The following is a 23320-nucleotide window of genomic DNA, read 5'->3' as shown; positions in this document are numbered from 1 at the left end:
TAAGCCATGTCCCCGCCACCTGCCACCTGCCGGACACCGCATCTCAAAGTGTGGACTCCAAAACCCCGTTTAAGTCGATCACTTTACTTGGCTATGAGAGTATTCGGGGGTTTAGAAGGAGGTAAGGCGGTTGATGGCCGAAGCACAGCCTGAGGGGCGCCGGGTCGCCTCCCGCTACCACCTGCTCGAAGCCATCGGCCGAGGTGGCATGGGCATCGTCTGGCGGGCCCACGACGAGTTCCTCGACCGCGAAGTCGCGATCAAGGAAGTCCGCTACGCCGACATGCTCGGCGAGGACAACCAGGAGGACTTCAACCGGCGCACCAAGCGTGAGGCGCGCGCCGCCGGGCGACTGACGCACCCGAACGTCGTGGTGGTCCACGACGTGGTCGAGGAGGACGGACGGCCCTGGATCGTCATGCAGCTGGTGGAGTCCCGCTCCCTCGGCAAGGTCATGCGTCAGGACGGTCCGCTGCCGCCCGAACGGGTGGCGGAGATCGGGCTCCAGCTCCTGGACGCGCTGCGTGCCGCGCACGCCCAGGGAGTGCTGCACCGGGACGTCAAGCCGGAGAACGTCCTGCTGGCCCACGACGGCCGGGTGGTGCTGACCGACTTCGGCATCGCGACGCTCGAGACCGAGACCGCGCTGACCATGACCGGGATCGCCGGAACCCCCGCGTTCATCCCGCCGGAGCGCATCAAGGGCGCGACCGCGCAGCGTGAGTCCGACCTGTGGTCCCTCGGGGCGACGCTGTACGCGGCGGTGGAGGGCAAGCCCCCGCACGATCGCGGCGGGGCGCTGCCGACCATGCACGCCATCCTGAACGACGAGCCCGAGACCCCGGTCAACGCCGGACGGCTGGCCCCGGTCCTCGAGGGGCTGCTCCGCAAGGATCCGGCCCTGCGCATGAACTACGACGAGGCCGAGCGGCTGCTGCGCGCGGTGGCCGAGGGCGAGCCCAAACAGCCCAAGCAGCCCGATCAGCCCGCCAAGACGTCCGTCATGCCCGCCGTGATGAGCCCCGCAAGCACCTCGGCCACGGCAGAGACCGATCCGGGGATCCAGTTCCGGGCCGAGGGCTTCCCCGCCACGGGGGCGAAGCTGGGCGTCGCCGTACCGGCGCCTTCCAAGGCCCCCGTCTCTCCCCCGCGGGAAAAGTCTCGGGAGCCCGCCGCGAAGGCGCCGGCCGAGGAGGCACGGCAGAAGCCCGCGTCCGAGGCGGAGCGGAAACCCGCCCCGCCGGAGGCCGTTTCGTCCGCACGGCCGGAGACCGCCCCGCCGGCGCGGCAGAGCTCCGTTCCCGCACCCAGGCCCGAGCCGAAGCCGCCGGTACGCCCGGCTCCCGGAGGCCGGCCGAACCCCTTCCCGCCCATACGGCAGCCCGTCCCGGCCCCGCGGCCCGAACCCCTCGCCCCGTCCAAGGGGTACTCCGAGCTCTCCTCCGACGACGCGGGGACCGAGGATCCCTCCTTCCAGAGGATGATGACGGCGACCTCGCGAAACGTGCCGCGGGCGCCGATGAAGCGGGGCCTGCTGGTGGTCCTGCCCGCGCTGCTGGTCGTCGGGGTGGTCGCGGGCTGGCTTGGACTGCGCAGTGGCCAGACCACCGAGGACCAGGGCACCGGCTCGTCGCAGGCGCGCCCGAGCGGCTCGGACGGGCCGAACGGCGCGACCGGGCCGACCGGGTCGAACGCGCCGAGCGGCCCGGCCGAGACGACTCCGGAGAGCACGCCCGAGCAGAAGCCCTCACCGTCTCCTTCGCCGAGTCCCACCAAGACGAAGGAGAAGGAGAAGTCCGCGCTTCCCGCCGGCTGGCACATGCACAAGGACGGCAACGGCTTCTCGGTGGGCCTGCCCAAGGGGTGGTACGTGGAGAGGCGGAACGGGAAGCAGGTGCGGTTCCGCAGCCCGAGCGACTCGGTGAGCTACTTGATGATCGAGTACGTCGACAAGGGGGGTTCGGACCCGAAGAAGGACTGGGAGCAGCAGGAGCCCCACAGCAGGGGCAACTTCCCCGGCTACAAACGGATTCGGATCGAGAAGGTCGACTACATGGTGAAGGCCGCCGACTGGGAGTTCACCTGGAACATGAACGCGGGCAAGGCCCGGGTGATCAACCGGGGGTTCATCGCCAAGAAGGGCGGCCGGGGCTACGCCATCTACTGGCACACCCTCGCCTCCAACTGGAAGAAGAACCTGCCCCTCTTCGAGGGATTCGCCAAGACCTTCTCGTCGAAGAAGTGAGCGGTGTCCTGACCGACGACGATGCATGAGCCTGGGGGGCGAGAGGAATTGACCGAACGGAAGGTCACGGGCCGTTACCGTCTGCTCGAACCCATCGGTGAAGGTGGGATGGGCATCGTCTGGCGTGCCCATGACGAGCTTCTCGACCGGATCGTGGCGGTCAAGGAGGTCCGCTACCGCGGGGTCGACGAGAGCGCCCGGGCCGACCTGAACCGGCGGACGATCCGGGAGGCCAGGACCGCCGGGCGGCTCGACCATCCATCCGTGGTGATCGTGCACGACGTGGTCGAGGAGGAGGGCCGGCCCTGGATCGTCATGCAGCTGGTCCGGTCGCGGTCGCTGGGCGCGGTCATCCGCGAGGACGGGCCGCTGGCGCCGGGCCAGGTGGCCTCGGTCGGCCTGCACGTGCTGAGCGCGCTGCGGGCGGCGCACGCCTCGGGCGTGCTGCACCGCGACGTCAAGCCGGAGAACGTCCTGCTTGCCGACGACGGCCGGGTGGTGCTGACCGACTTCGGCATCGCCGCGATGACGCACGAGACGGCGATCACCCGGACGGGCGGGATGGTCGGCACCCCGGCGTTCCTGCCCCCCGAACGGCTCCACGGCCTGGCGGCCACCCCCCTGTCGGACCTGTGGTCCCTCGGGGCGACCCTGTACGCGGCCCTGGAGGGCCGTCCGCCCTTCGAGCGGTCCACGGCCGCCGCGACCATGCAGGCGGTCCTCCACGGCGAGCCCAGCCCCATGACGTATACCGGGCCCCTCTCCGTCGTGATCCTCGGTCTGATGTCCAGGGACCCGGGAGCCCGGATGGACCCCGAGCAGGCCGAGGCCCTGCTCAACCGCGTGTCCTCGGGTCAGGCCTCCGGACCCGGAAACCAGGCCTCCCGGCACAGGAGCCTCCTCGACGCGGACGGGCCGTCGGCGCCGTCGGCGGATCACGGCTTCGCCTCACGCCCCTCCCAGTCGTCCCCCCCGGGCGCCGAGGCCCATCGGAGCGAGCCGCCGTACGAATCCCGGTCGCCGTACGCCGGGGGGCCCGCTCATCAGGCCCCTCCGGCCGGGGCGGCGAGCGCGTGGCGCCTGCGGCACTCCCCCGGCGATCCGGGGAGGAACGGCTCGGCGGAACCCGGACGACCCGCCTACCGAGGTGACGCGGCCGAACCGGGCCGGCCCCATCAGAGCGGTCCGGCAGGGCCGGGGCGGCCCGCCCATCTCGGGCAGCAGGCCTATCAGGGCGGTCCCGCCGAGCCCGGACGGCCCGCCTACAGGGGTCGGGCGGCCGAACCGGGCCGGCCCGACCACCAGGACGGTCCGGCGGGATCCGGGCAGCCCGCCTACAGGAGCAACCCGGCGCAGTCCCCGTACCAGGGCGGACCTTCGTACTCCGAGCAGTCGCCGTATGGCGGCGAACCGTCGTACCGGGGCGGACCTTCGTACTCCGAGCAGTCGCCGTATGGCGGCGAACCGTCGTACCGGGGCGGACCTTCGTACTCCGAGCAGTCGCCGTATGGCGGCGAACCGTCGTACCGGGGCGCGCCCACACGCTCCGGGCAGCCGCCCCACGGCGCCGAGCCCCCGTATCCGGTTTCCCGATCGCATCGAGGTCTGCCCACCGGCGCCGTGAGCGGGTTTCTCCACCGGCGCCCGCCGGTGGAGCGGATCGCGATCCTGATCGGGGTGCCCGCCCTCGTGGCGGTGATCGGAGTCGGCGTCTGGCTGCTGACCGGCGGTCCGGACGACACGCCGAGCCAGGGCGACCGGCCGGTGTCCACGGCCACGTTCCCCGATGACCGCGCCGCCGAGCCCTCTCCTCGTCCCTCGAAGACCCGCAAGGCGACTCCCACCCCGTCCGGCCAGGCCATTCCCCCGGGCTGGAAAATGCACCGGGACTCGATGGGCTTCACCGTCGCGATACCCAGGGGCTGGAGCGCCAGGCGGTTTCCCGACCGCGACCGGGTGGAGTTCCGGGATCCGGACTCGGACGCCTTCCTGTGGATCGAGTCGACCGAGGATTCCGAGAAGGACCCCGTCAGGCACTGGCAGAAGGTCGAGAAGGCCGGGACGGCCAAGAACCTCTGGCCGGGCTACGAGCGGATCCGCATCACCCTGCTGACCTATCGCGGCGTGGCCGCCGCCGACTGGGAGTTCCTCTACCTCAAGAAGGGCGTCCGGACGCACGTCCTCGATCGGGGGTTCCACACGGCCTCCGAGATACCGTACGCGATCTACTGGGAGAGCCCGGACTCCGAGTGGGACCCGGCGTTCTTCGACACGTTCACCGCGACCTTCAAGCCCAAGCCGTGACGGCACTCCTCCGGCCCGGCCCGGGAGTGGTCCGGCCGCGGGGAGCGCGCCTTCCTGCCGCCAGGACCCATTGAGGACTTACTGCCAGGGCCGCGCGTATCGCCGGTAGGTCCCGTCGTGGGTGCGCAGGTGCACCCATTCGTCCACGTAGTTCGCGAACTCCTGGTCACCGCGCGGCAGTAAATACGCCTTCTCGGCGAAGGTGAACGGCCGGTCGGGGTGGACCGCGCACAGCTGCGGATGCAGTTTGGCCTGGTAGAGCGCCTCGCTGGCGTCAGTGATCATCACGTCCGCGTGCCCGGCCACGATCTCGTCGAAGATCGTGTTGTTGTCCTGGTGCACGGCGATCGTCGCGTGGCGCAGGTGCGCGCGGGCGAACGTCTCGTTCGTCCCGCCCGGATTGACGATCATCCGCACGCCGGACCGGTCGATCTGCCCCAGCGTGCCGTACCTGTCCTTGTCCGCGCACCGCACGATCGGCGTCTTGCCGTCGGTGCGGTAGGGCTCGCTGAACACCGCCTCACGGGCCCGGTCCAGGGTCACCGAGATCCCGCCCATGCCGATGTCACAGCGGCCCGCGGCCAGATCCGCGACCAGGCTCCCCCAGGTCGTGGGGGTGAGCTCGACCTTGGCGTCGAGGCTCCTGGCCAGGTCCCGGGCCATGTCGATGTCGATGCCGCTGTACGCGCCGGTCCTCGGGTCCCGGTAGGTGAAAGGCCGGTAGTCACCGGTGGTGCACACGCGTAGCTCCCCGCTGTGCGGCACCTCGTCGAGCAGCGTGCCCGAGCGCACCGGAGACGGCCCCGGCCGCTCGGTGGCGAGGGCGGAGCCCGCGGTCGTGGCGCCCACGCCCATGCCCACGCCCAGGAAAAGAGCCAGGGCGGACAGGACGGCAACGCGTCGTCTCACGCTCACAGGTCACTCCCTCCGATCGCCTCTCCACCCGAGTAAATGCCGGGAAGGGCGGGAAAAGCCCGCACCGGGCCGGCCGTCCCCCGAATGATTTTCAGACCGTTTCCAGCTCGGCGCGGGAGACCCTCCCGGTGGTTTATCCGGTGAGGATGGGTTTATTCGGGCGAGCGGCCCCCCAAACCCGTGCTCCGCGACCAGGAACGCTCCGGCCGGTCGATCACGATACGATTGCAATCAAAGATCTACCAATGGATCACTCCCACCGTGGACTCCTCGTAGAATGGCCCTTCCGCGCGGGGCCAAGGCCTCCGGGACACGACAACGGAGCAGGCCGTACCAGCACTTCCCTCATCGCGGGATACCGTGTATACGGATTGTTGACCTCATCTGGGGGTACTCGAGGCACATGTCCGACTCGCAGGAGATCATCGGGGCCCGTTACCGATTGCTGGAACGCATCGGCAGCGGAGGCATGGGAACGGTCTGGCGGGCACGCGACGAGGTCCTCGGCCGGGAGGTCGCGGTCAAGGAGATCATTCCCTCTCCTGACCTGACCGGTCCCGAGCGCGAGATCTTCACCATGCGGACGCTCAGGGAGGCCCGCGCCGCCGGGCGGGTCGGGCATCCGGGCGTCGCCACGGTCTACGACGTGATCGAGGAGTACGGGCGCCCGTGGATCGTGATGCAGCTGGTGAAATCCCGCACCCTCGGAGCCGTGGTGAGGGAGGACGGGCCGCTGCCGCCGGCGCGGGTGGCCCAGATCGGGATCGAGGTGCTCGGGGCGCTGTTCGCGGCCCAGCACGTGGGTGTCCTGCACCGTGACGTGAAGCCGGACAACGTGCTGCTCGCGGGCGACGGACGGGCCGTGCTGACAGATTTCGGCATCGCCGTCCTCGAGGGTGACTCCTCGCTGACCAAGACCGGCTCCCTCATCGGCACCCCGGCGTTCATCGCGCCGGAGCGGGCGAGCGGGGGGCCCGCGGAGTTCGCCTCCGACCTGTGGTCGCTCGGCGTGACGCTCTACGTGGCGGTCGAAGGGCGTTCACCCTTCGAGCGGGCCCATCCTCTGGCCACGCTCAGCGCGGTCATGCACCAGCATCCGGCGCCGCTGAAGCTCGCCGGATCGCTGGGCCCGGTGATCTTCGGCCTGCTCCGCAAGGACCCGGCGGAGCGCATGTCCGCGCAGGAGGCGCAGACCCATCTCTGGGCGATCGTGAACGGGACCGCCCCGCAGCCCACCGTGCCGATCGATCTCTCCGCTGCGGACCCCACCCGGATCGCGGCCCCGATCCCGGTGGCGCCGTCGATGCCGTCGTTCGCACCGTCGTCCGTACAGGACGGCCCCACGCAGAACCCTGCACATGACGCGGCGCCGATGGACGAGCCGTCCATCGCGTCGGACCCCGGGCCCATCCTGACCTCCACCGGGCGACGGCGGCGCCCGGTGCTGCTCGCCGTCATGGCGATGGCGCTCGCCATCGCCCTGACCTCGGCCGGGATGGCCTGGGTCGTCTCGAACTCCTCCTCGACGAGCCCGGTGGAGTCACCGGCCCTGCCGAGCACTCCCGTGCGGAAAACCACCTCGGAGAACAAGCCCGAGGAGGCGAAACTGCCCGTGCAGGACGATCCCGCACCGACCAGGACGAGGCAGGCCCCCAGCGAGCCCTACTACGGTCCGGCCCCGAACAGGTCCGATTGGGACAGGCCCGCCCCATCGGCCAACCCGTCGGGCAAGCCCACGAGCAGACCCACGAGCAAGCCCTCGGGCGACCCCTCTGGCAAACCCACGAGCAAGCCGTCGGGCAAGCCCTCTCAGGACGACCCGGGGAAGGACCCGGGAAACGGCTCGGGGGACGACTCCGGAGACTCCGGAGAAGGCTCCGTGGACGACCCCGGCCAGAACGCCGACCAGGGCTCGGGGCAGGACTCGGGCTCGGGGCACGGCTCCGGGGAGGACTCGGGACAGGCCGGCTCGGCCGCTCAGCCCGCCCCCCAGGAAGGGACCGCCCTCGGCCCCCGAGGCGAGGGTTAGAGCCGGGCCGGCGGCACGACCGGCGGCCCCGGCGGGAACGGGCAGGAAGAGCAGACCCAAGGAAGCGGCAGACCCGCTAGAACCTTCACGATGTGGGGCAGATCCTGGCGGGTAATCCCGCCAGGGCCTCTCCGCCCAAGGACCATCAGGACGTGAGCGGCAGATCCTCCGGATGGTCCCGTCAGAGCCGCTAGGACTCTCCGCCCAGGACCTTCAGGGCGTGGGACAGGTCCTCCGGATATTCGGTGGTGAAGGTGATCCACTCCCCCGTCGACGGGTGCTCGAAGGCCAGGGAGACCGCGTGCAGCCACTGCCGGGTGATGCCCAGGCGCGCGGACAGCGTGGGATCCGCGCCGTACATCAGGTCGCCGACGCACGGGTGGTGCAGCGCCGACATGTGAACCCGGATCTGGTGGGTCCGGCCCGTCTCCAGCTTGACGTCCAGCAGGGACGCCGCGCGGAACGCCTCGATCGTGTCGTAGTGGGTGATCGAGTCCTTGCCTCCGGCCACGACCGCCCAGCGACCGTCCCCCGAGGGGTGGCGGTCGATCGGAGCGTCCACGGTGCCGCGCGACGGGTCGGGGTGACCCTGGACCAGCGCGTGATAGTGCTTTTCGACCGTGCGTTCCTTGAAGGCCCGCTTCAGGTGGGAGTAGGCGTGCTCGCTCTTGGCCACGACCATGGCGCCGGTGGTGTTGGCGTCCAGGCGGTGAACGATGCCCTGGCGCTCGGCAGCGCCGCTGGTCGACACCCGGTGCCCGGTGCCGAGCAGGCCGCCGATCACCGTCTGCCCGGTCCAGCCGGTGGTCGGGTGGGCCGCCACCCCGATGGGCTTGTTCACGACGACGATGTCGTCGTCCTCGTAGACGATCTTCATGCCGGGGATGGGCTCGGCCACCGGCATCGGCGCGACGGGCGGCGGCGGCAGCGTCACCTCCAGCCACGCACCCCCGTGGACCCTGTCGGACTTGGCCGCGAGCGAGCCGTCCACGAGCACGTCACCGGCGACGATCAGCTCAGCCGCGCGGGTGCGGGAGAAGCCGAACAGCCGCGACAGGGCCGCGTCGAGGCGCTCGCCTTCCAGCCCTTCGGGAACCGGGAGACTCCGCTGTTCAGCCATCTTTCTTCTCTTCTCTTATGTCGCGCGTGCCGTCGATCTGGTAGCCCCGCCAGGCGAGGAAGACGGCCAGGATTCCGCCGCAGACAATTGCCGAGTCTGCCACGTTCCAGACGGCGAAGTGCCCGGGGAAGGTCTCGACGAAGTCGACGACGTGCCCCTGGAACGGCGAGGGCCTGCCGAAGCCCGACGGCCAGCGGAAGACGCGGTCGGTCAAATTGCCGAGCGCTCCGCCGAGCAGCAGGCTCAGCGTGATCGCCCACGGCAGGCTGCGCAGGTTGCGTGCGGTGCGCAGGATGGCCACCACGACCACTGCCGCGACGATCGTGAAGACGATCGTCATGCCGGCGCCGAGGCTGAACGCGGCCCCGGAGTTGAAGATCACTCGAAACTGGAGCACGTCGGGGATGACGACAAACGGCTCCTTGCCCTCAAGCGTCTTCAGCACGATCGTCTTCGTGACGAGATCGAGAAGGTAGACGATGGGGACGATCACCGCGAGCACGCCGACCCGGCGCGCCGCGAGCGGGGCGGCCGGAGCCGCCCCGTCAACGGTGTCACCGGTCAGCGGCGCTCCTCCCGTTGCTTGCAGGCCACGCACAGCGTCGCCCTCGGAAACGCCTGCAGGCGCTCCTTTCCGATCGGCTGATGGCACGATTCGCACACTCCGTAGGTCCCTGCGTCGATCCGGGCGATCGCTCGCTCGTTCTGCGCGACCAGGTCGCGTGAGTTCAGGGTAAGGGCGATCTCGCGTTCGCGTTCATATGTCCTGGCCCCGGCATCCGCCTGGTCGTCCCCCGCACCGTCGGTGACATCGCTCGACGCGATCTCCGACTCGGACTTGGCGATCTCCCCGTTCAGCTCCTCGATCTCCGTGGCCAGTTGCTCGCGAACCTCCGCGAGCTCCTTGGCCGACCAGGTGACGACGGCACCGTTCGACGACGGCACTACAGCGCTTTCATCGGCGCGCACAGTCGCGGCCATGTCGGCCTCCTTACTCGAGATCGGACCGTATCCAAAGTGGTAAACGGTGCGGGCAGCTTAGATCTCATATAACAGAACGGCAAACGACCCGCCGTAATGTTTACCACTCCCGTAACATCCGCCCCCTTCCTCCTGATTCCGCCTGAGCCCCCTCGAAATCGGGAAGCTTCGGGGGAGCCCTTGCGTTATCGTTTGAGGCTGCAAGGCGTTGATGGGGACAGCTACCTCCGTGCCCCCTCGCACGAGCGACCCGGGGACGGTGTGAGCCCGGGGCGAGACGCGGAGGGAAAATCACCCCGGAGCCGCCGGAAGAACGGTTTTCACAGACCCAGTAGACCCGGCAGCAGATCCAAGGAAGAGGGCCCTCCCAGCGAGGGTCAAGGAGGGTGGTACCGCGGGGCCCGAAGGGTCTCGTCCCTCCACGCCACTGCCCGCACCAGCGTGGAGGTCCCGCTCGCCATGTCCGCCTATTTCCGTTCTCTTCCCGCGCAGATCGATCTTCCCGCCCTCGAACACAAGGTCCTCGACCGCTGGCGGGACGGCAAGGTCTTCGAGCGCTCGGTCGAGCAGAACGCGGGCGGTCCCAACTGGGTCTTCTACGAGGGCCCGCCCACCGCCAACGGCATGCCGGGCGTGCACCACGTCGAGGCCCGCGTCTTCAAGGACCTCTTTCCCCGCTACAAGTCGATGCAGGGCTTCAACGTGCCCCGCAAGGCCGGCTGGGACTGCCACGGCCTGCCCGTCGAGGTCGCCGTCGAGAAAGAGCTCGGCCTGACCGGCAAGAAGGACATCGAGGCGTACGGCGTCGCCGAGTTCAACGCCAGGTGCCGCGAGTCGGTGCTGCGGCACGTGGACGCCTTCGAAGAGATGACCGAGCGGATGGGCTACTGGATCGACCTGTCCCAGGCCTACCGGACGATGGACCCCGCCTACATCGAGTCGGTCTGGTGGTCCCTCAAGGTCATCTTCGACAAGGATCTCCTCTCCCGTGACTTCCGGATCACGCCGTACTGCCCCCGCTGCGGCACCGGCCTGTCCGACCACGAGCTGGGCCAGCCGGGCGGCTACGAGACGGTCAGCAGCCCGTCCGTCTACGTCCGCATGCCCGCCACCTCGGGCCCGCTGGCCGATCTCGGCGCCTCCCTGCTGATCTGGACCACCACCCCGTGGACGCTGGTCTCCAACACTGCGGTGGCCGTGCACCCCGACGTGACCTACGTCGCGGCGCGCCCCGCCGGTTCCGACGAGGTGCTGGTGGTGGCCGAGCCGCTGCTGGTCTCGGCACTGGGCGAGGACGCCGAGGTGCTGGCCGCCTTCCAGGGCGCGGATCTGGAGCACACCACCTACTCCCGTCCCTTCGACCTGGTCGACATCCCCGGCGCGCACTACGTGGTGCTCGGCTACTACGTCACCACCGAGGACGGCACCGGCCTGGTCCACCAGGCGCCCGCCTTCGGCGCCGACGACCTGACGACCTGCAAGCGGTACGGCCTGCCCGTGGTCAACCCGATCGGCCCCGACGGGCGCTTCCTGGAAGGCGTCCCCCAGGTCGGCGGCCAGTTCTTCAAGGACGCCGACGAGGGCCTCACCGCGGACCTGCAGGCACGCGGCCTGCTCTACCGCGGCGGCCACTTCGAGCACAGCTACCCGCACTGCTGGCGCTGCCACACCGCGCTGCTCTACTACGCCCTCCCCGCCTGGTACATCCGCACCACCGCGATCAAGGACCAGCTCCTCGCCGAGAACGAGAAGACCAACTGGTACCCCGAGACGATCAAGTGGGGCCGCTTCGGCGAGTGGCTGCGCAACAACGTCGACTGGTCGCTGTCGCGCTCACGCTACTGGGGCACTCCGCTGCCGCTCTGGATCTGCTCGGCCCACGAGGAGCACATCACCTGCGTCGGCTCGATGGCCGAGCTGAGCCAGCTGTCCGGCCAGGACGTCTCCGCGCTCGACCCGCACCGCCCCTACGTCGACGACGTCACGCTGCCCTGCCCCACCTGCGGCGCCGAGGCGCGCCGGGTGCCGGACGTGATCGACGCCTGGTACGACTCGGGCTCGATGCCCTTCGCCCAGTGGGGCGCCCCCCACCAGAACGCCGAGATGCTCCAGGAGGCCTATCCCGCGCAGTTCATCTGCGAGGCCACCGACCAGACGCGTGGCTGGTTCTACTCGCTGATGGCGGTCGGCACGCTGGTCTTCGAGAAGTCGTCGTACGAGAACGTGCTCTGCCTCGGCCTGATCCTCGCCGACGACGGCCGCAAGATGAGCAAGCACCTGGGCAACGTGCTGGAGCCGATCCCGCTGATGGACCAGCACGGCGCCGACGCGCTGCGCTGGTACATGGCCTGCGGCGGCTCGCCGTGGGCGGCCCGCCGGGTGGGGCACGGCGCCCTGGAGGAGATCGTCCGCAAGGTCCTGCTGACCTACTGGAACACCGCGTCGTTCTTCACCCTCTACGCCAACGCCGAGTCCTGGTCGCCGTCCAAGCTCGAAGAGGCCCCCCCGTACGCCGAGCGCCCGCTCATCGACCGCTGGGCCCTGGCCGAGCTGCACCGTACGGTGGCCGAGGTCACCGCGTCGATGGACGAGTACGACACCGCCCGGGTGGGGCGGCGGCTGGCGGAGTTCCTCGACGACCTGTCCAACTGGTACGTCAGGCGCTCCCGCCGCCGGTTCTGGTCCGGTGACGCCTCGGCGTTCGCCACGCTGTACGAGTGCCTGGAGACCGTCACCCGGCTGATGTCGCCGGTGGTGCCGTTCACCACCGACTACGTCTGGGACGTGCTCCGCGACGCGGACGCCCCCGTCTCGGTCCACCTGGCCACCTGGCCGGCGGTCAACGACGACCTGCTGGACGGGGCTCTGTCGGAGCAGATGGCACTGGTCCGCCGCCTGGTGGAGCTGGGCCGCTCGGCCCGCGCCTCCAGCGGGGTGAAGACCCGCCAGCCGCTCGGCCGCGCCCTGGTGGGCGCTCGCGGCTGGGCCGCGCTCTCCCCCGAGCTGCGCGAGCTGATCGCCGACGAGCTCAACGTGAAGGGCCTGGAGGACCTGTCCGGCGTCGAGTCCGACCTGGTCTCCTTCACGGTCAAGCCCAACTTCCGGGCGCTGGGCAAGCGGTTCGGCTCGCAGACCAAGCTGGTCGCCGCCGCCGTCACCTCCGCCGACGCCGGGAAGCTCGCTCACGTGCTCCGCTCGGGTTCGCCGGTCTCGGTGGACGCGGGCGAGCTGGGCACGGTGGAGCTCACCACCGAGGACGTGATCGTCACCGAGCAGCCGATGTCCGGCTGGGCGGTGGAGACCGGAGCCGTCGACACCGGCACCGGCGAGACCGTCGCCCTCGACCTGACCATCACCGATGACCTGCGCCGCTCGGGTCTGATCCGCGACGTCATCCGCCTGCTCCAGGACACCCGCAAGTCCACCGGCCTGTCCATCTCCGACCGGATCGACGTGTGGTGGTCCACCGGTGACGCGGACCTGGCCGAAGCCCTCCGCACCCAGGGCCGGACGGTGGCCGACGAGGTCCTCGCCGTGTCCCTCACCGAGGGCGCCACGGATGATCTCCCCGTCCTGCAGGACGCCGACCTGGGCCTGACCTTCCAGCTCCGCCGTACGGTCTGACCCATCCGCGGGCGACCGCGGGCAGGATCCACGAATGAGAAAGGGCCCCGGGAGTCCCGGGGCCCTTTCTCATGTGCCGGCGTGTCCTGATCCGTCTCCGCGGCCCGCGCGGTTCAGACGTACCCTGATCCGCTTCCGCGGCCCGCGCGTGGTTCAGGCGTGTCCTGATCCACCTCTACAGCTCACGCGTGTCCCGATCCGCTTCTACGGCTCGCCCGTGTCCCGATCCGGGTCACGGGCGTCCGGAGCCTCCGCCCGCTCGTGACGCCGGGGACGCGCCGCCCACGGCAGAGCCGCCGGCGGGCGCGGGCTAGTGATCGCTCAGGCAGATGGGGCAGCTGGTCAGACCCGCGTCCTCGGCCTCGCTCTGGGACATGGTCTCGACGCCACTGCCGCCCATGCCCTTGATGAGAGGGCAGTCGGAGTCGTGAAAGCGTCGGGTGCCGGCGATGACCTTGACCGCTTCCCGCTTCGGGCCGGGCTCGGCGTCGGACGCCGTCTCCTGGCCGGGCTCCGTCTCCGGATCTGCCGAACCCGGCTGATCCCAGACGACCGGGATGCCCCCCGGGGAGGTGTCGTCGTCATCGCGATCCTCGAACGGAACCCTTTCCTGAGCCTTCTGAGCGGACGGCTCCGCGGCCTCGTCGGACTCGGCCGCCGCGGACTCCGACGGGGTGAGGTCGGCTGGAACCGGCTGCCCGGCGCGCCCGGGTGCGGTCTCGGCCGATTCCACGGACTCGGCGACCTCGTCCGCCGGTTCCGCGGGCGCGGGCACGGCGGGAGCCTTCCGCTTCACCTCGGAGGGCGCCTCAGGGGCCTCCCCCTTGGCAGAAGCGGTCTCGGACGCGGCGGATTCAGATTCGGCTATCTCAGGCTCGACCGCCTGGGATCCGGAAGCCTCAGGCTTGACGGACGTGGACCCGGCGGCCTCAGACTTGACGGGTTCGGGGGTCTCCGGCTTGGCCGCCGGAGATTCGGCCGAGGCCTCGGACCGGGCCGATGCCTCAGACCTGGTCGACGACTCGGCCGCCGTGGGCGATCCGGGCTCGGCGGGCTTTCGCTTGGCCGGCTCGGACTCGGCGGGCGATCCAGGCTTGACGAGCTCGGGATCGGGATTCGCCGGGGCTCCGGTGCCGGACTCCTCAGGCGCGACCGCGTCGCGGTTGAACCAGCTGGTCGCCTCGGACTCGGCCGGGGGGATCTCCGGAATGGACGGCGACAGGAACGAGAACGACGGGACGGCGGACTGCCCGGTGCGGAGCGGCGGGCTCGCCGGCTCCTGAGGACGCGTCTCCCCCGGCTCCTGGGAACGTGTCCGCCCGGGCTCCGAAGGGGATGTCTGCGCCGCCGGAGGGTGGGCGTAGGGCCTGGCCGGCGGAACGACGGTCTCCTGTCCGGAAGCCGAGGTCTCCTGCCCGGCGAGCGGGCTCTCCTGCCTGGCGGACGAGGTCTCCTGCCTTGCGGGCGAGGCGACAGGCTTGTACGGGGACGTGAATCTGGCGGTGGCCTCGTGATGACCGGGCTCTCGCGGGGCGCCGGAGGAGCTGGACTCCTGGGAAGCCGCCTGCTGGAGGGGCCTGACGGGCTCCTGCGCTCCTGCGGGGGCGTCCTGCGGCTGCGTCCCGGCGATGGACTCCGGTAGGCACGTGGTGCAGGGCGTGAAGCCCTCTTCCCGTGCCTCCTCATGAGTGAGCTCCTCATGATCCCTGCCGACCAGCTGCCGGCATCCCGCGACGTGATAGCGCTTACGTCCGGGGATCACCAGCACGATCGCCCCGTCGTCCAGGGGGCCCTGCCTCGCGGCGGGGACCGGCCTGGTCATCGGACTCACCCGTGGCTGGGCCGCGACGGTCGCCGTCTGCTGCATGCCGCGCGGCATCATCATCTGCGGGGGGTGAGGAGAGGTCTGGTTCGGCATCATGTGCGGTGCGGGCAGCGGTCCGGCCGGAACCGGCCCCTTCTGGGGGAAGGCCGGAGCAGCCCCGGCGTGCCCGCCGGGGAACAACTCGTGGCGGCGCAACAACGCCCCGATCACCAGGAAGACCGCGGACAGAAGACTGATCGCGATCGACCACATGACCAGATATGCCTGGCCCAGCACGAACCCCGCGATAAGCAGGACGATGGCCGTGAGCACCAAGCCAGCGCTGACAAGGATCACAGAAAAACTCCTGGTGCGGATCAAGGGGGATGACCCGCGACACCTTAGCGGCGGTCGTTGTGAGGACCGTCAACGCCCTGGAAGGCGCCTGAATGCTGCGACGGATCGCCACCGAACGGGTTGTTGGGGGGGCCCTGCATCGGCTGCTGAACGCCCGGAGCCACGGCGTGGGACATGGCCGGAGGCCCGCTCACGATCGGGAATCCGCCGCTGCCCTCGGCAGCCACGTTCAGCTCGGCGAGCTGGTTCTCCAAGTACAGCTTCAGACGGCTGCGGTATTCGCGCTCGAAGGAGCGGAGCTCCTCGACCTTGCGCTCAAGCTCGTCACGAGTCTGCACCAGAGAGCCCATGGCCTGACGGTGCCGCTCCTGCGCGTCGCGTTCGAGCGTCTCGGCGCGGGCACGGGCGTCACCGATGACCTGCTCGGCCTGGCGACGCGCCTTGCCGAGAATGTCGTCGGCCTCGCGACGCGCCCTGGTCACCGTCTCGTCCGCCTCCCGGCGGGCGTCGGCGATCGCCTGGTCCGCAGTCTGCTGGGCCAAGGCGAGCACGCGAGCCGCAGTGTCCATGTTGTCCTCAGCCGGGGGCATCCCCATGCCGACGGGAACAGGCTGCTGATGCTGCACCGGCTCGGGAGCGCGCATCGGCTCCGGCTGCTGCATCATCATCTCAGGCTTGGGCTCGGCGATCGGGGCGGGCGCCATGGACATGCCCATTCCACCGGGGACCTTGCCCCGCAGGCACTCCGCCAGCTTGGCGCGGAGCTCCTCGTTCTCCTGAATGAGGCGGTCCAACTCGGACTCCACCTCATCAAGGAAGGCGTCTACCTCTTCCTCGTCGTAACCCGGCCTGAGTCGGGTCGTACTAAATTGCTTGTTCCGCACATCAGCGGGCGTCAGCGGCATTTCGGTCTCCTTGGCGCGCTTGGAGTCGATCCGGAGGACGGTACTCGATCACGGAAGCGCGGACACGAGTTGGATCAAGACCAAGACCACAATGAACAGCACTGTGAAGCTTAGGTCAAAGGCCACCGTACCCAACCGGAGTGGTGGAATGAAACGGCGGAGGAACTTGAGAGGTGGATCGGTCACCGTGTATACGGCTTCCGCCAACACGAGGACGATCCCGGTGGGGCGCCACTGACGTGCGAACGCCTGCACCGTCTCAAAGATCATTCTGCCGATCAGCAGAACGAGGTAGATCGAAAGAACGATGACCAAGATCCCTCTAACGAGCTCCATGGTCCGCCCCTGTCTCCACTCTGTCCTGCCGACGCCGGTCCCGTCGGGGCCTGTCCGGTCGGTCACTGTTCATGGTGGAACTCTAGCTCTGGTTGAAGAATCCGCGTTCCGCGATTCGAGCCTTGTCCTCGGCGGTCACCTCAACATTGGCTGGGGACAACAGGAACACCTTGTTGGTAACACGTTCAATGCTGCCATGTAGGCCAAAGACCAGACCTGCCGCAAAATCAACAAGTCGTTTTGCATCACTGTCAACCATCTCGGTCAGATTCATGATGACCGGGGTCCCGTCACGGAAGTGCTCACCAATGGTGCGCGCCTCGTTGTATGTACGGGGATGAAGCGTCGTGATGCGGGCCAGATCGGTCGTCCGGCGCTCCAGGACGGTCGTCGCGGGCCTCGGGGCGGGCACGCCTGGATCAGTGTCGTCCTCGCGGTCCTGGACCGTGCCAGGGCGCTCATCGCCCTCACGCCGAGGGTCGTCGAAGTCTTCGTACTCGTCGTCGGAATAGCTGTCGTATCTCTCGTAGCGGTCGTCCTCCACAAGACCGAGGTAGACCGCCATCTTGCGCATCGCGCCGGCCATCGCTAGTTCTTCCTCCGTCTTACTTTGATTTGCCCGGGGCGGTAGCCACACCCCCTTGGAGCTCACCACCGTTCGACCTCTATCTGGATACGCGGACGCCAAGGCCCACTTGAAGGGACATTACCTGACGAAGGGCTTCCTGCGACCGAGCAACGCCGTACCAACACGCAGGTGTGTCGCACCATTCGCAATAGCCTGGGACATATCACCACTCATTCCAGCCGAGATGGCGTCGGCCCCGGGATGAGCATCCCGTACGACCTGCGCAATCTCCCGCAATCTCGCGAAGGCCCTGGAGGGCTCCTCCCCCAGCGGCGCGACCGCCATCACCCCGCCCAGCCTGATCCCCCCGGATCCGGCGACGGCCTCGGCCAGGGCCGGCACGTCCTGGGGCGGCACGCCGCCCCTTGCGGGGTCACCGTCCAGGGCGACCTGCACCAGGCAGGTGATCTCCCTGCCCACCCTGAGCGCCTCCTGGCTGAGCGCCGCCACCAGGCGCGGGCGGTCCACCGAATGAACGACGTCGGCGTAACCGATCACCGAACGGACCTTGTTGGTCTGCAGCTGGCCGATGAAGTGCCAGACGAGGCCCAGGTCGGCGCATTCCCGCGCCTTGGCCGAGGCCTCCTGGTCACGGTTCTCCCCCACGTCCGTCACCCCCAACTCGGCCAGCAGTCGCACGTCCGAGGCTGGGTAGGTCTTGCTCACCGCGATGAGCGTCAGCTCCCGGCGGGTACGGCCGGCGGCCCGGCAGGCCTCGGCGATCTCCGCCTCCACCTTGGCCAGGCCGGCCGCGATCTCATCACGTCGTGTTGTTTCCGTCACGTCTCCGCCGCTCGAATACTGACAAACAGGCGGAATCTATTCTTCCGGCCACGGCTGAGTGATCCGTCATCCACCCAGCCGTGAGCAATGTCACTTCAGGAAATCGGGGACGTCCAGCTCCTCTTCCTGCTCCTCGAAGATCACCGGACGCCGGCGACCGGGGTCGGGAACCCTCGCGGAGATCGAACTCGGGTGCGACGGCTCGGGAGCCGGGCGCGGGATCGACACCTGCGGAGAGTGCGACTCCTCCGTGCGGTGCGGCTCGACGTGCTCTGCCGGAGAATGCGCCTGCGGGGCGGGCTGAACCGGGTGGCTCTGCTGCTGTGCGGGCGGCGCCTCCGCCGGGGCGGAGGGCGGGCCCGCGACCGGCCGCATCGGCTGCGGGGTGTATTCGACCCTCGGCTCCGGACGGGGCTCGGCCTTGACCGTGGGCGCCATCGGACGAACCGGGGAGGTCACCGAGGGCGGCGGGACCGGGCGGGACGCCGGCTGCGGGCGGGAGGCGGGCTGCGGAACGACCGTCTTGACCTCCGCGACCGGCTCGTCGAACCCGGCGGCGATCACGGTGACGCGCACCTCGTCGCCCAGGGCGTCGTCGATGACCGTACCGAAGATGATGTTGGCATCCGGCGCGGCCGCGTTGGAGACGAGCTGAGCCGCCTCGTTGATCTCGAAGAGACCGAGGTCGGATCCACCGGCGATCGACAGCAGCACACCGTGCGCACCGTCGATGCTGGCCTCCAGCAGAGGGCTGGAGACGGCCATCTCGGCTGCCGCGACCGACCTGTCGTCGCCGCGCGCGTGGCCGATGCCCATGAGCGCCGAACCGGCGCCGGACATGACCGACTTCACGTCGGCGAAGTCGAGGTTGATCAGACCCGGGGTGGTGATGAGATCGGTGATGCCCTGGACACCGGAGAGCAGCACCTGGTCGGCCGCCTTGAAGGCGTCCAGCACGCTCACCTGCCGGTCGGAGATCGACAGCAGCCGGTCGTTCGGGATCACGATGAGGGTGTCGACCTCCTCGCGGAGGGTCTCGATACCGGCGTCGGCCTGCATTGCCCTGCGACGGCCCTCGAAGCTGAAGGGCCTGGTCACTACGCCTATGGTCAACGCACCCAGGGAGCGGGCGATGTTGGCCACCACCGGAGCTCCGCCGGTGCCCGTGCCGCCGCCCTCACCGGCGGTGACGAACACCATGTCGGCGCCCTTGATGACCTCTTCGATCTCCTCACGGTGGTCCTCGGCCGCCTTGCGCCCGACTTCGGGATTCGCTCCCGCGCCGAGGCCGCGGGTGAGTTCGCGTCCGACATCGAGTTTGACGTCGGCGTCACTCATCAGCAGCGCCTGGGCGTCGGTATTGATGGCGATGAACTCGACGCCCTTGAGTCCCTCCTCGATCATCCGGTTGACGGCGTTGACTCCGCCTCCGCCGATTCCTACAACCTTGATGACCGCGAGGTAGTTCTGCGGTGCTGCCACGACGAGGGGCCTTTCCGCTCGTTGACTTGCAATTTCATGCGGCACGGGGCCCGTGCCGTCGTTTCCAAAACCCTCACCCTCAAGTTGAGATTTAGCTTTATGTCAACCTGAGGAGTGATACGGACAGTAGGAGTTACGCTCCAGGCGGGTCAACTAACCGCGCCGCAAGCGAGCCCGGCGTGTCGCAGGCCGCCCTTGTCCAGAGAACGCGCGTGATCCGATGACGTCACTTAACGGTCACAACGTCAGGCGAACTGACGTCATAGGTGTCAGCCTGACGTCTAAGCAGCGTAACAAGGATCCGCGCCTTGTCAGCCGGACGGTCCCCTCCGCCCCACACGACCGTACGGCCGTCCTTGAGACGCAATGAGACCGTTTCGGCGGAGGGCGCGAGCACCTCCGCGACCCGCGGAGCCAGATCCGCCGGCAGCGCACCCATGACGGTCAGCGCCGCGGCGGTCGCCGGATCGTTCGGCCCCGGGCGGTCCACCCGCAGCACGGGAAGGGTCGGGGGCGCGACGTCCCTGATCTCGGTCACCACCCCGTGCCGGTCCATGAGCGCGGACTTGAGCCCGACCTGTACCACCGCCACCGGCTCACGCTCCACGATCTCGACCAGCAGGGTGCCCGGCCAGCCGCGACTGACCACGACCGACTCGATCTGCGGGATCCTGCCGACCCGGTCCTCGACCTCGGCCAGGTCCACCGTGGCGAGAGGCTTGCCCTCGGCCACCCCCGCCACCTGCTGGATCCGCTGGGCGGGGAGGCCGAGGTTGCCCACCACCTGGATCTCCCTCACCCCGAGCACGGACGAGAAGAACACCAGCCAGGCGGCGGTGCCCACCACCCCCACGGTGAGCAGGGCCAGGAAGGCCGACCGCCACACACTGCTCATCGCCCCGCCCCCTCCGGCGACCTGCGTCGTCTGGCGCGGATCACCGCGCGGCCAGCTCCGCCACGATCTTGGGCCCGAGCTCGGTCACGTCGCCCGCGCCCATGGTGAGCACGATGTCACCGGGCCTGGCCCTGCCCGCCACCAGGGCGGGGACGCTCTCCCTCTGCGGTACGTAGGCCACCCGATCGGCCGGAAGCGGCACCTTACCCGCCACCAGCGCCCCCGAAACACCAGGCTCGGGATCCTCACGGGCACCGTAGACGTCCAGGACGATGGCCTCGTCGGCCAGCCCGAGGGCGATGCCGAACTCGTCGGCGAAGAACCTGGTCCGTGAGTAGAGATGCGGCTGGAAGACCGCGATGACCCTGCCTGTGCCCGAGAAGGACGCCACCACGTCCCGCGCCGCGCGCAGGTCGGCGGCGAGCTCGGTCGGATGGTGGGCGTAGCTGTCGAAGACCGCGACTCCCCCGGCCTCCCCCTTGGCCTCGAAGCGGCGCTTGGCACCGGTGAAGGCGGCCAGGCCGTCACGGATCTCGTCGAAGGACACCCCCAGCTCCGCCGCCACCGCGATGGCCGCGGCGGCGTTGAGCGCGTTGTGACGGCCTGGGACGGCCAGCCTGACCTCTCCGTGGCCGTGGACCTCGAAGGTGATGCCCAGGCCGTCAGGAGTGATCTCACCAACCCTGAGGTCGGCGTCTTCGGCCTCACCGTATGTGATCACTCTGAGGCCGCGCGCACGGGCGATCGGGACCAGCGCGGCGGAACCGGGGTCGTCGGCGCAGATGACCATGGTTTTGCCGACCCGCTCGACGAAACGGGCGAAGCTGTCGTAGACCGCGCGCGGATCGCCGTAGTTGTCCAGATGATCCGGCTCCACGTTGGTCACCACGGCGATGTCCGGAGCCAGCATGAGGAAGGAGCCGTCGCTCTCGTCGGCCTCGGCGACGAAGACCTCGCCCGTGCCCTCGTCGGCGCCCAGGCCGGTGGTCACCAGCTGGCCGCCGACGCAGTAGGACGGGTCGGCGCCGCACTTCTGCAGCGCCACCGTGAGCATCGAGGTGGTGGTGGTCTTGCCGTGGGTCCCCGCCAGGGCGACCCCTGTCTTGCCCGCCATGACGGAGGCCAGAGCGGCGGCCCTGGGGATCACCCGCAGTCCCTGGCGCAGCGCCTCGCCGAGCTCCGGGTTGGAGTCGCGGATCGCGGTGGAGACCACGACGGTGTCGATGTTCTTGATGTGCGAGGCGGCGTGGCCGATGTGGACCCTGGCCCCCAGCTCCCGCAGTCCGTTCAGCATGTCCGAGCCGCGCGAGTCGCTGCCGGAGACCGGCACGCCGCGCTTGAGCAGAATGCGGGCGATGCCGGACATTCCGGAGCCGCCGATCCCGATGAAGTGAACCCGTCCGAGATCTCCTGCCGCGACCGGATCCACCAACTTGACGAGGCTCATCGGCCGCTCACCACTCCTCATTCGCTACGCGGACGGTCTCGTCCCTCAACCGGCCGCTGCGCTCACTGCGTCGGGTTCTCGTCGCACCCATCCGGCCGCTCACCACTCCTCATTCGCTACGCGGACGGTCTCGTCCCTCAACCGGCCGCTGCGCTCACTGCGTCGGGTTCTCGTCGCACCCATCCGGCCGCTCACCACTCCTCATTCGCTACGCGGACGGTCTCGTCCCTCAACCGGCCGCTGCGCTCACTGCGTCGGGTTCTCGTCGCACCCATCCGGCCGCTCACCACTCCTCGTTCGCTACGCGGACGGTCTCGTCCCTCAACCGGCCGCTGCGCTCACTGCGTCGGGTTCTCGTCCGACTCACTTACTTCTCCCCTGCTGCGCGATCTGCATCACCTGGCGGGCGAGCGTCACATCGGCGTCCTTGCGGCCCATCCTGGACGCCGCCTCGGACATGATGACCACGCGTTCGGGGTCCGACAGGATGGGCAGAAGGTTCTGGATGATCCACTCCGAGGTCAGATCGGCATCGTCGATCATGATGCCGCCCCCGCCCTGCACGATCGGCATGGCGTTGAGGCGTTGCTCGCCGTTGCCGTGCGGGAGCGGGATGTAGGCGGCCGGCAGGCCCACGGCGGTCAGCTCGGCACAGGTCATGGCGCCGCTCCGGCACAGGGCGAAGTCGGCGGCGGCATAGGCCAGGTCCATCCGGTCGACGTACTGCAGCACGACGTACTGGGGGTCGCCCGGCGGCGGCTCCACCTCGAGCGTGTTCTTCGGGCCGATGACGTGCAGCACCTGCACCCCGGCCTTGCGGAGCGCGGGGGCGGCGGCCAGGGCCGCCTGGTTGAGCGACCGCGCGCCCTGGGAGCCGCCGGTGACCAGCAGCGTGGGCAGGTCGGCCTCCAGCCCGAACCAGGAGCGCGCCTTGTCGCCCATGGACAGCCGGTCCAGCGTGACGATCTCACGGCGAAGAGGGATCCCCACATACTTCGCACGGGCCAGAGGGGTGTCCGGATGGCCGGTGAAGACGTGGTCGGTGAGCCGCGCGCCCAGCCGGTTGGCCAGTCCGGGCCGCGGGTTGGCCTCGTGCACCACGATCGGCACCCCGCGCCGCCGTGCCGCCAGGTAGGCGGGGGTCGCGACGTAACCACCGAAACCGACCAGCACGTCGGCCTGGACACGGTCCATGATCCCCGCGGCCGCGTTGATGGCGCCCGCCAGGCGCCCGGGCACGCTCAGGAGCTGGGGCGTGATGGCCCGGGGCAGCGGCACCGCGGGCACGAGTTGCAGCTCGTAACCCCGCGCCGGCACCAACCGGGTCTCCAGGCCGCGCTCCGTGCCGAGACAGGTGATCCCGATGTTCGGGTCAAGTTGGCGCAGCGCGTCGGCCAGAGCCAGCGCTGGTTCGATATGACCGGCCGTCCCGCCGCCGGCGAGGACCACCCTCATGTCGGTCCTT

Annotated in this window: 17 protein-coding genes; 4 read left to right on the top strand and 13 right to left on the bottom strand. The window is 69.5% G+C overall.

Annotated elements, in window-relative coordinates:
* The first annotated feature begins 133 nt into the window (after positions 1–133).
* Entirely contained in the window at positions 134–2245 is a 2112-nt protein-coding gene (locus tag DKM19_RS12645) for a serine/threonine-protein kinase (RefSeq protein WP_110695859.1), read from the top strand.
* A 48-nt stretch (positions 2246–2293) separates the two neighbouring features.
* Positions 2294–4549, top strand: coding sequence for a serine/threonine-protein kinase (locus tag DKM19_RS12640; RefSeq protein ID WP_162641451.1), 2256 nt, complete (start codon positions 2294–2296; stop codon positions 4547–4549).
* Between the two features lie 78 nt (positions 4550–4627).
* On the opposite strand, the gene DKM19_RS12635 is transcribed toward DKM19_RS12640, so the two are convergent.
* Entirely contained in the window at positions 4628–5464 is an 837-nt protein-coding gene (locus DKM19_RS12635; RefSeq protein WP_204358770.1) for a transporter substrate-binding domain-containing protein, read from the bottom strand.
* A gap of 403 nt (positions 5465–5867) precedes the next feature.
* Here DKM19_RS12635 and DKM19_RS51580 point away from each other — a divergent pair, with 403 nt between their 5' ends.
* Positions 5868–7493 carry a serine/threonine-protein kinase gene (locus tag DKM19_RS51580; RefSeq protein WP_239514214.1) on the top strand — a complete coding sequence of 542 codons (1626 nt, stop codon included), beginning with the start codon at positions 5868–5870 and terminating at the stop codon, positions 7491–7493.
* A 190-nt stretch (positions 7494–7683) separates the two neighbouring features.
* Here DKM19_RS51580 and DKM19_RS12620 read toward each other — a convergent pair whose 3' ends face one another.
* Genes DKM19_RS12620 through DKM19_RS12610 form a run of 3 tightly spaced genes read right to left on the bottom strand, consistent with a single transcriptional unit; the run spans position 7684 to position 9582 of the window.
* Positions 7684–8613: an RluA family pseudouridine synthase gene (locus DKM19_RS12620; RefSeq protein WP_089206142.1), complete on the bottom strand. Its 930-nt coding sequence runs from the start codon at positions 8611–8613 to the stop codon at positions 7684–7686.
* The gene (locus DKM19_RS12615; RefSeq protein ID WP_239514213.1) at positions 8606–9211 is read right to left on the bottom strand and encodes a signal peptidase II; all 606 of its coding nucleotides are present in this window, start codon (positions 9209–9211) and stop codon (positions 8606–8608) included. The genes DKM19_RS12620 and DKM19_RS12615 overlap by 8 nt, the downstream gene beginning before the upstream one ends.
* Entirely contained in the window at positions 9175–9582 is a 408-nt protein-coding gene (locus DKM19_RS12610) for a TraR/DksA C4-type zinc finger protein (RefSeq protein WP_089206274.1), read from the bottom strand. The genes DKM19_RS12615 and DKM19_RS12610 overlap by 37 nt, the downstream gene beginning before the upstream one ends.
* 471 nt (positions 9583–10053) lie before the next feature.
* On the opposite strand from DKM19_RS12610, the gene ileS reads away from it, so the two are divergent.
* Positions 10054–13218, top strand: a complete 3165-nt coding sequence (ileS, locus tag DKM19_RS12605) for an isoleucine--tRNA ligase (protein WP_110695857.1) — start codon at positions 10054–10056, stop codon at positions 13216–13218.
* Positions 13219–13528: 310 nt separating this feature from the next.
* Here ileS and DKM19_RS12600 read toward each other — a convergent pair whose 3' ends face one another.
* The 9 genes from DKM19_RS12600 to murG all read right to left on the bottom strand — a co-directional run bounded on the left by DKM19_RS12600 (position 13529) and on the right by murG (position 23310).
* A complete protein-coding gene (locus DKM19_RS12600) occupies positions 13529–15379 on the bottom strand; it encodes a hypothetical protein (RefSeq protein ID WP_162641450.1) in 1851 nt (616 codons plus the stop codon).
* A 44-nt stretch (positions 15380–15423) separates the two neighbouring features.
* Positions 15424–16284, bottom strand: a complete 861-nt coding sequence (locus DKM19_RS12595) for a DivIVA domain-containing protein (protein ID WP_089206146.1) — start codon at positions 16282–16284, stop codon at positions 15424–15426.
* A gap of 48 nt (positions 16285–16332) precedes the next feature.
* Positions 16333–16620, bottom strand: a complete 288-nt coding sequence (locus DKM19_RS12590; RefSeq protein ID WP_110705674.1) for a YggT family protein — start codon at positions 16618–16620, stop codon at positions 16333–16335.
* Between the two features lie 82 nt (positions 16621–16702).
* Positions 16703–17206, bottom strand: a complete 504-nt coding sequence (locus DKM19_RS12585) for a cell division protein SepF (RefSeq protein ID WP_089206147.1) — start codon at positions 17204–17206, stop codon at positions 16703–16705.
* A 120-nt stretch (positions 17207–17326) separates the two neighbouring features.
* Positions 17327–18031 carry a YggS family pyridoxal phosphate-dependent enzyme gene (locus tag DKM19_RS12580; protein ID WP_110695855.1) on the bottom strand — a complete coding sequence of 235 codons (705 nt, stop codon included), beginning with the start codon at positions 18029–18031 and terminating at the stop codon, positions 17327–17329.
* Positions 18032–18121: 90 nt separating this feature from the next.
* Positions 18122–19513, bottom strand: a complete 1392-nt coding sequence (ftsZ, locus tag DKM19_RS12575) for a cell division protein FtsZ (protein WP_110695854.1) — start codon at positions 19511–19513, stop codon at positions 18122–18124.
* A 226-nt stretch (positions 19514–19739) separates the two neighbouring features.
* A complete protein-coding gene (locus DKM19_RS12570; RefSeq protein WP_110695853.1) occupies positions 19740–20408 on the bottom strand; it encodes a cell division protein FtsQ/DivIB in 669 nt (222 codons plus the stop codon).
* 40 nt (positions 20409–20448) lie between these two features.
* Entirely contained in the window at positions 20449–21855 is a 1407-nt protein-coding gene (gene murC, locus DKM19_RS12565; protein ID WP_110695852.1) for a UDP-N-acetylmuramate--L-alanine ligase, read from the bottom strand.
* A 363-nt stretch (positions 21856–22218) separates the two neighbouring features.
* Complete coding sequence (gene murG, locus DKM19_RS12560) at positions 22219–23310, bottom strand: undecaprenyldiphospho-muramoylpentapeptide beta-N-acetylglucosaminyltransferase (RefSeq protein ID WP_110695851.1); 1092 nt, start codon at positions 23308–23310, stop codon at positions 22219–22221.
* Positions 23311–23320: the final 10 nt, after the last annotated feature.

It is taken from the genome of Streptosporangium sp. 'caverna' (assembly GCF_003203775.1).
Taxonomy (GTDB): domain Bacteria; phylum Actinomycetota; class Actinomycetes; order Streptosporangiales; family Streptosporangiaceae; genus Streptosporangium; species Streptosporangium subroseum.
This window is presented reverse-complemented; position numbering and strand designations above follow the sequence as displayed.

Excerpts from the sequence above, each read along its gene's own strand:
- DKM19_RS12645 (WP_110695859.1), top strand. The coding sequence starts at position 134 with ATGGCCGAAGCACAGCCTGAGGGGCGCCGGGTCGCCTCCCGCTACCAC.
- DKM19_RS51580 (WP_239514214.1), top strand. The coding sequence starts at position 5,868 with ATGTCCGACTCGCAGGAGATCATCGGGGCCCGTTACCGATTGCTGGAA.
- DKM19_RS12620 (WP_089206142.1), bottom strand. The coding sequence starts at position 8,613 with ATGGCTGAACAGCGGAGTCTCCCGGTTCCCGAAGGGCTGGAAGGCGAG.
- ileS (WP_110695857.1), top strand. The coding sequence starts at position 10,054 with ATGTCCGCCTATTTCCGTTCTCTTCCCGCGCAGATCGATCTTCCCGCC.
- DKM19_RS12595 (WP_089206146.1), bottom strand. The coding sequence starts at position 16,284 with ATGCCGCTGACGCCCGCTGATGTGCGGAACAAGCAATTTAGTACGACC.
- DKM19_RS12590 (WP_110705674.1), bottom strand. The coding sequence starts at position 16,620 with ATGGAGCTCGTTAGAGGGATCTTGGTCATCGTTCTTTCGATCTACCTC.
- DKM19_RS12585 (WP_089206147.1), bottom strand. The coding sequence starts at position 17,206 with ATGGCCGGCGCGATGCGCAAGATGGCGGTCTACCTCGGTCTTGTGGAG.
- DKM19_RS12570 (WP_110695853.1), bottom strand. The coding sequence starts at position 20,408 with ATGAGCAGTGTGTGGCGGTCGGCCTTCCTGGCCCTGCTCACCGTGGGG.
- murC (WP_110695852.1), bottom strand. The coding sequence starts at position 21,855 with ATGAGCCTCGTCAAGTTGGTGGATCCGGTCGCGGCAGGAGATCTCGGA.
- murG (WP_110695851.1), bottom strand. The coding sequence starts at position 23,310 with ATGAGGGTGGTCCTCGCCGGCGGCGGGACGGCCGGTCATATCGAACCA.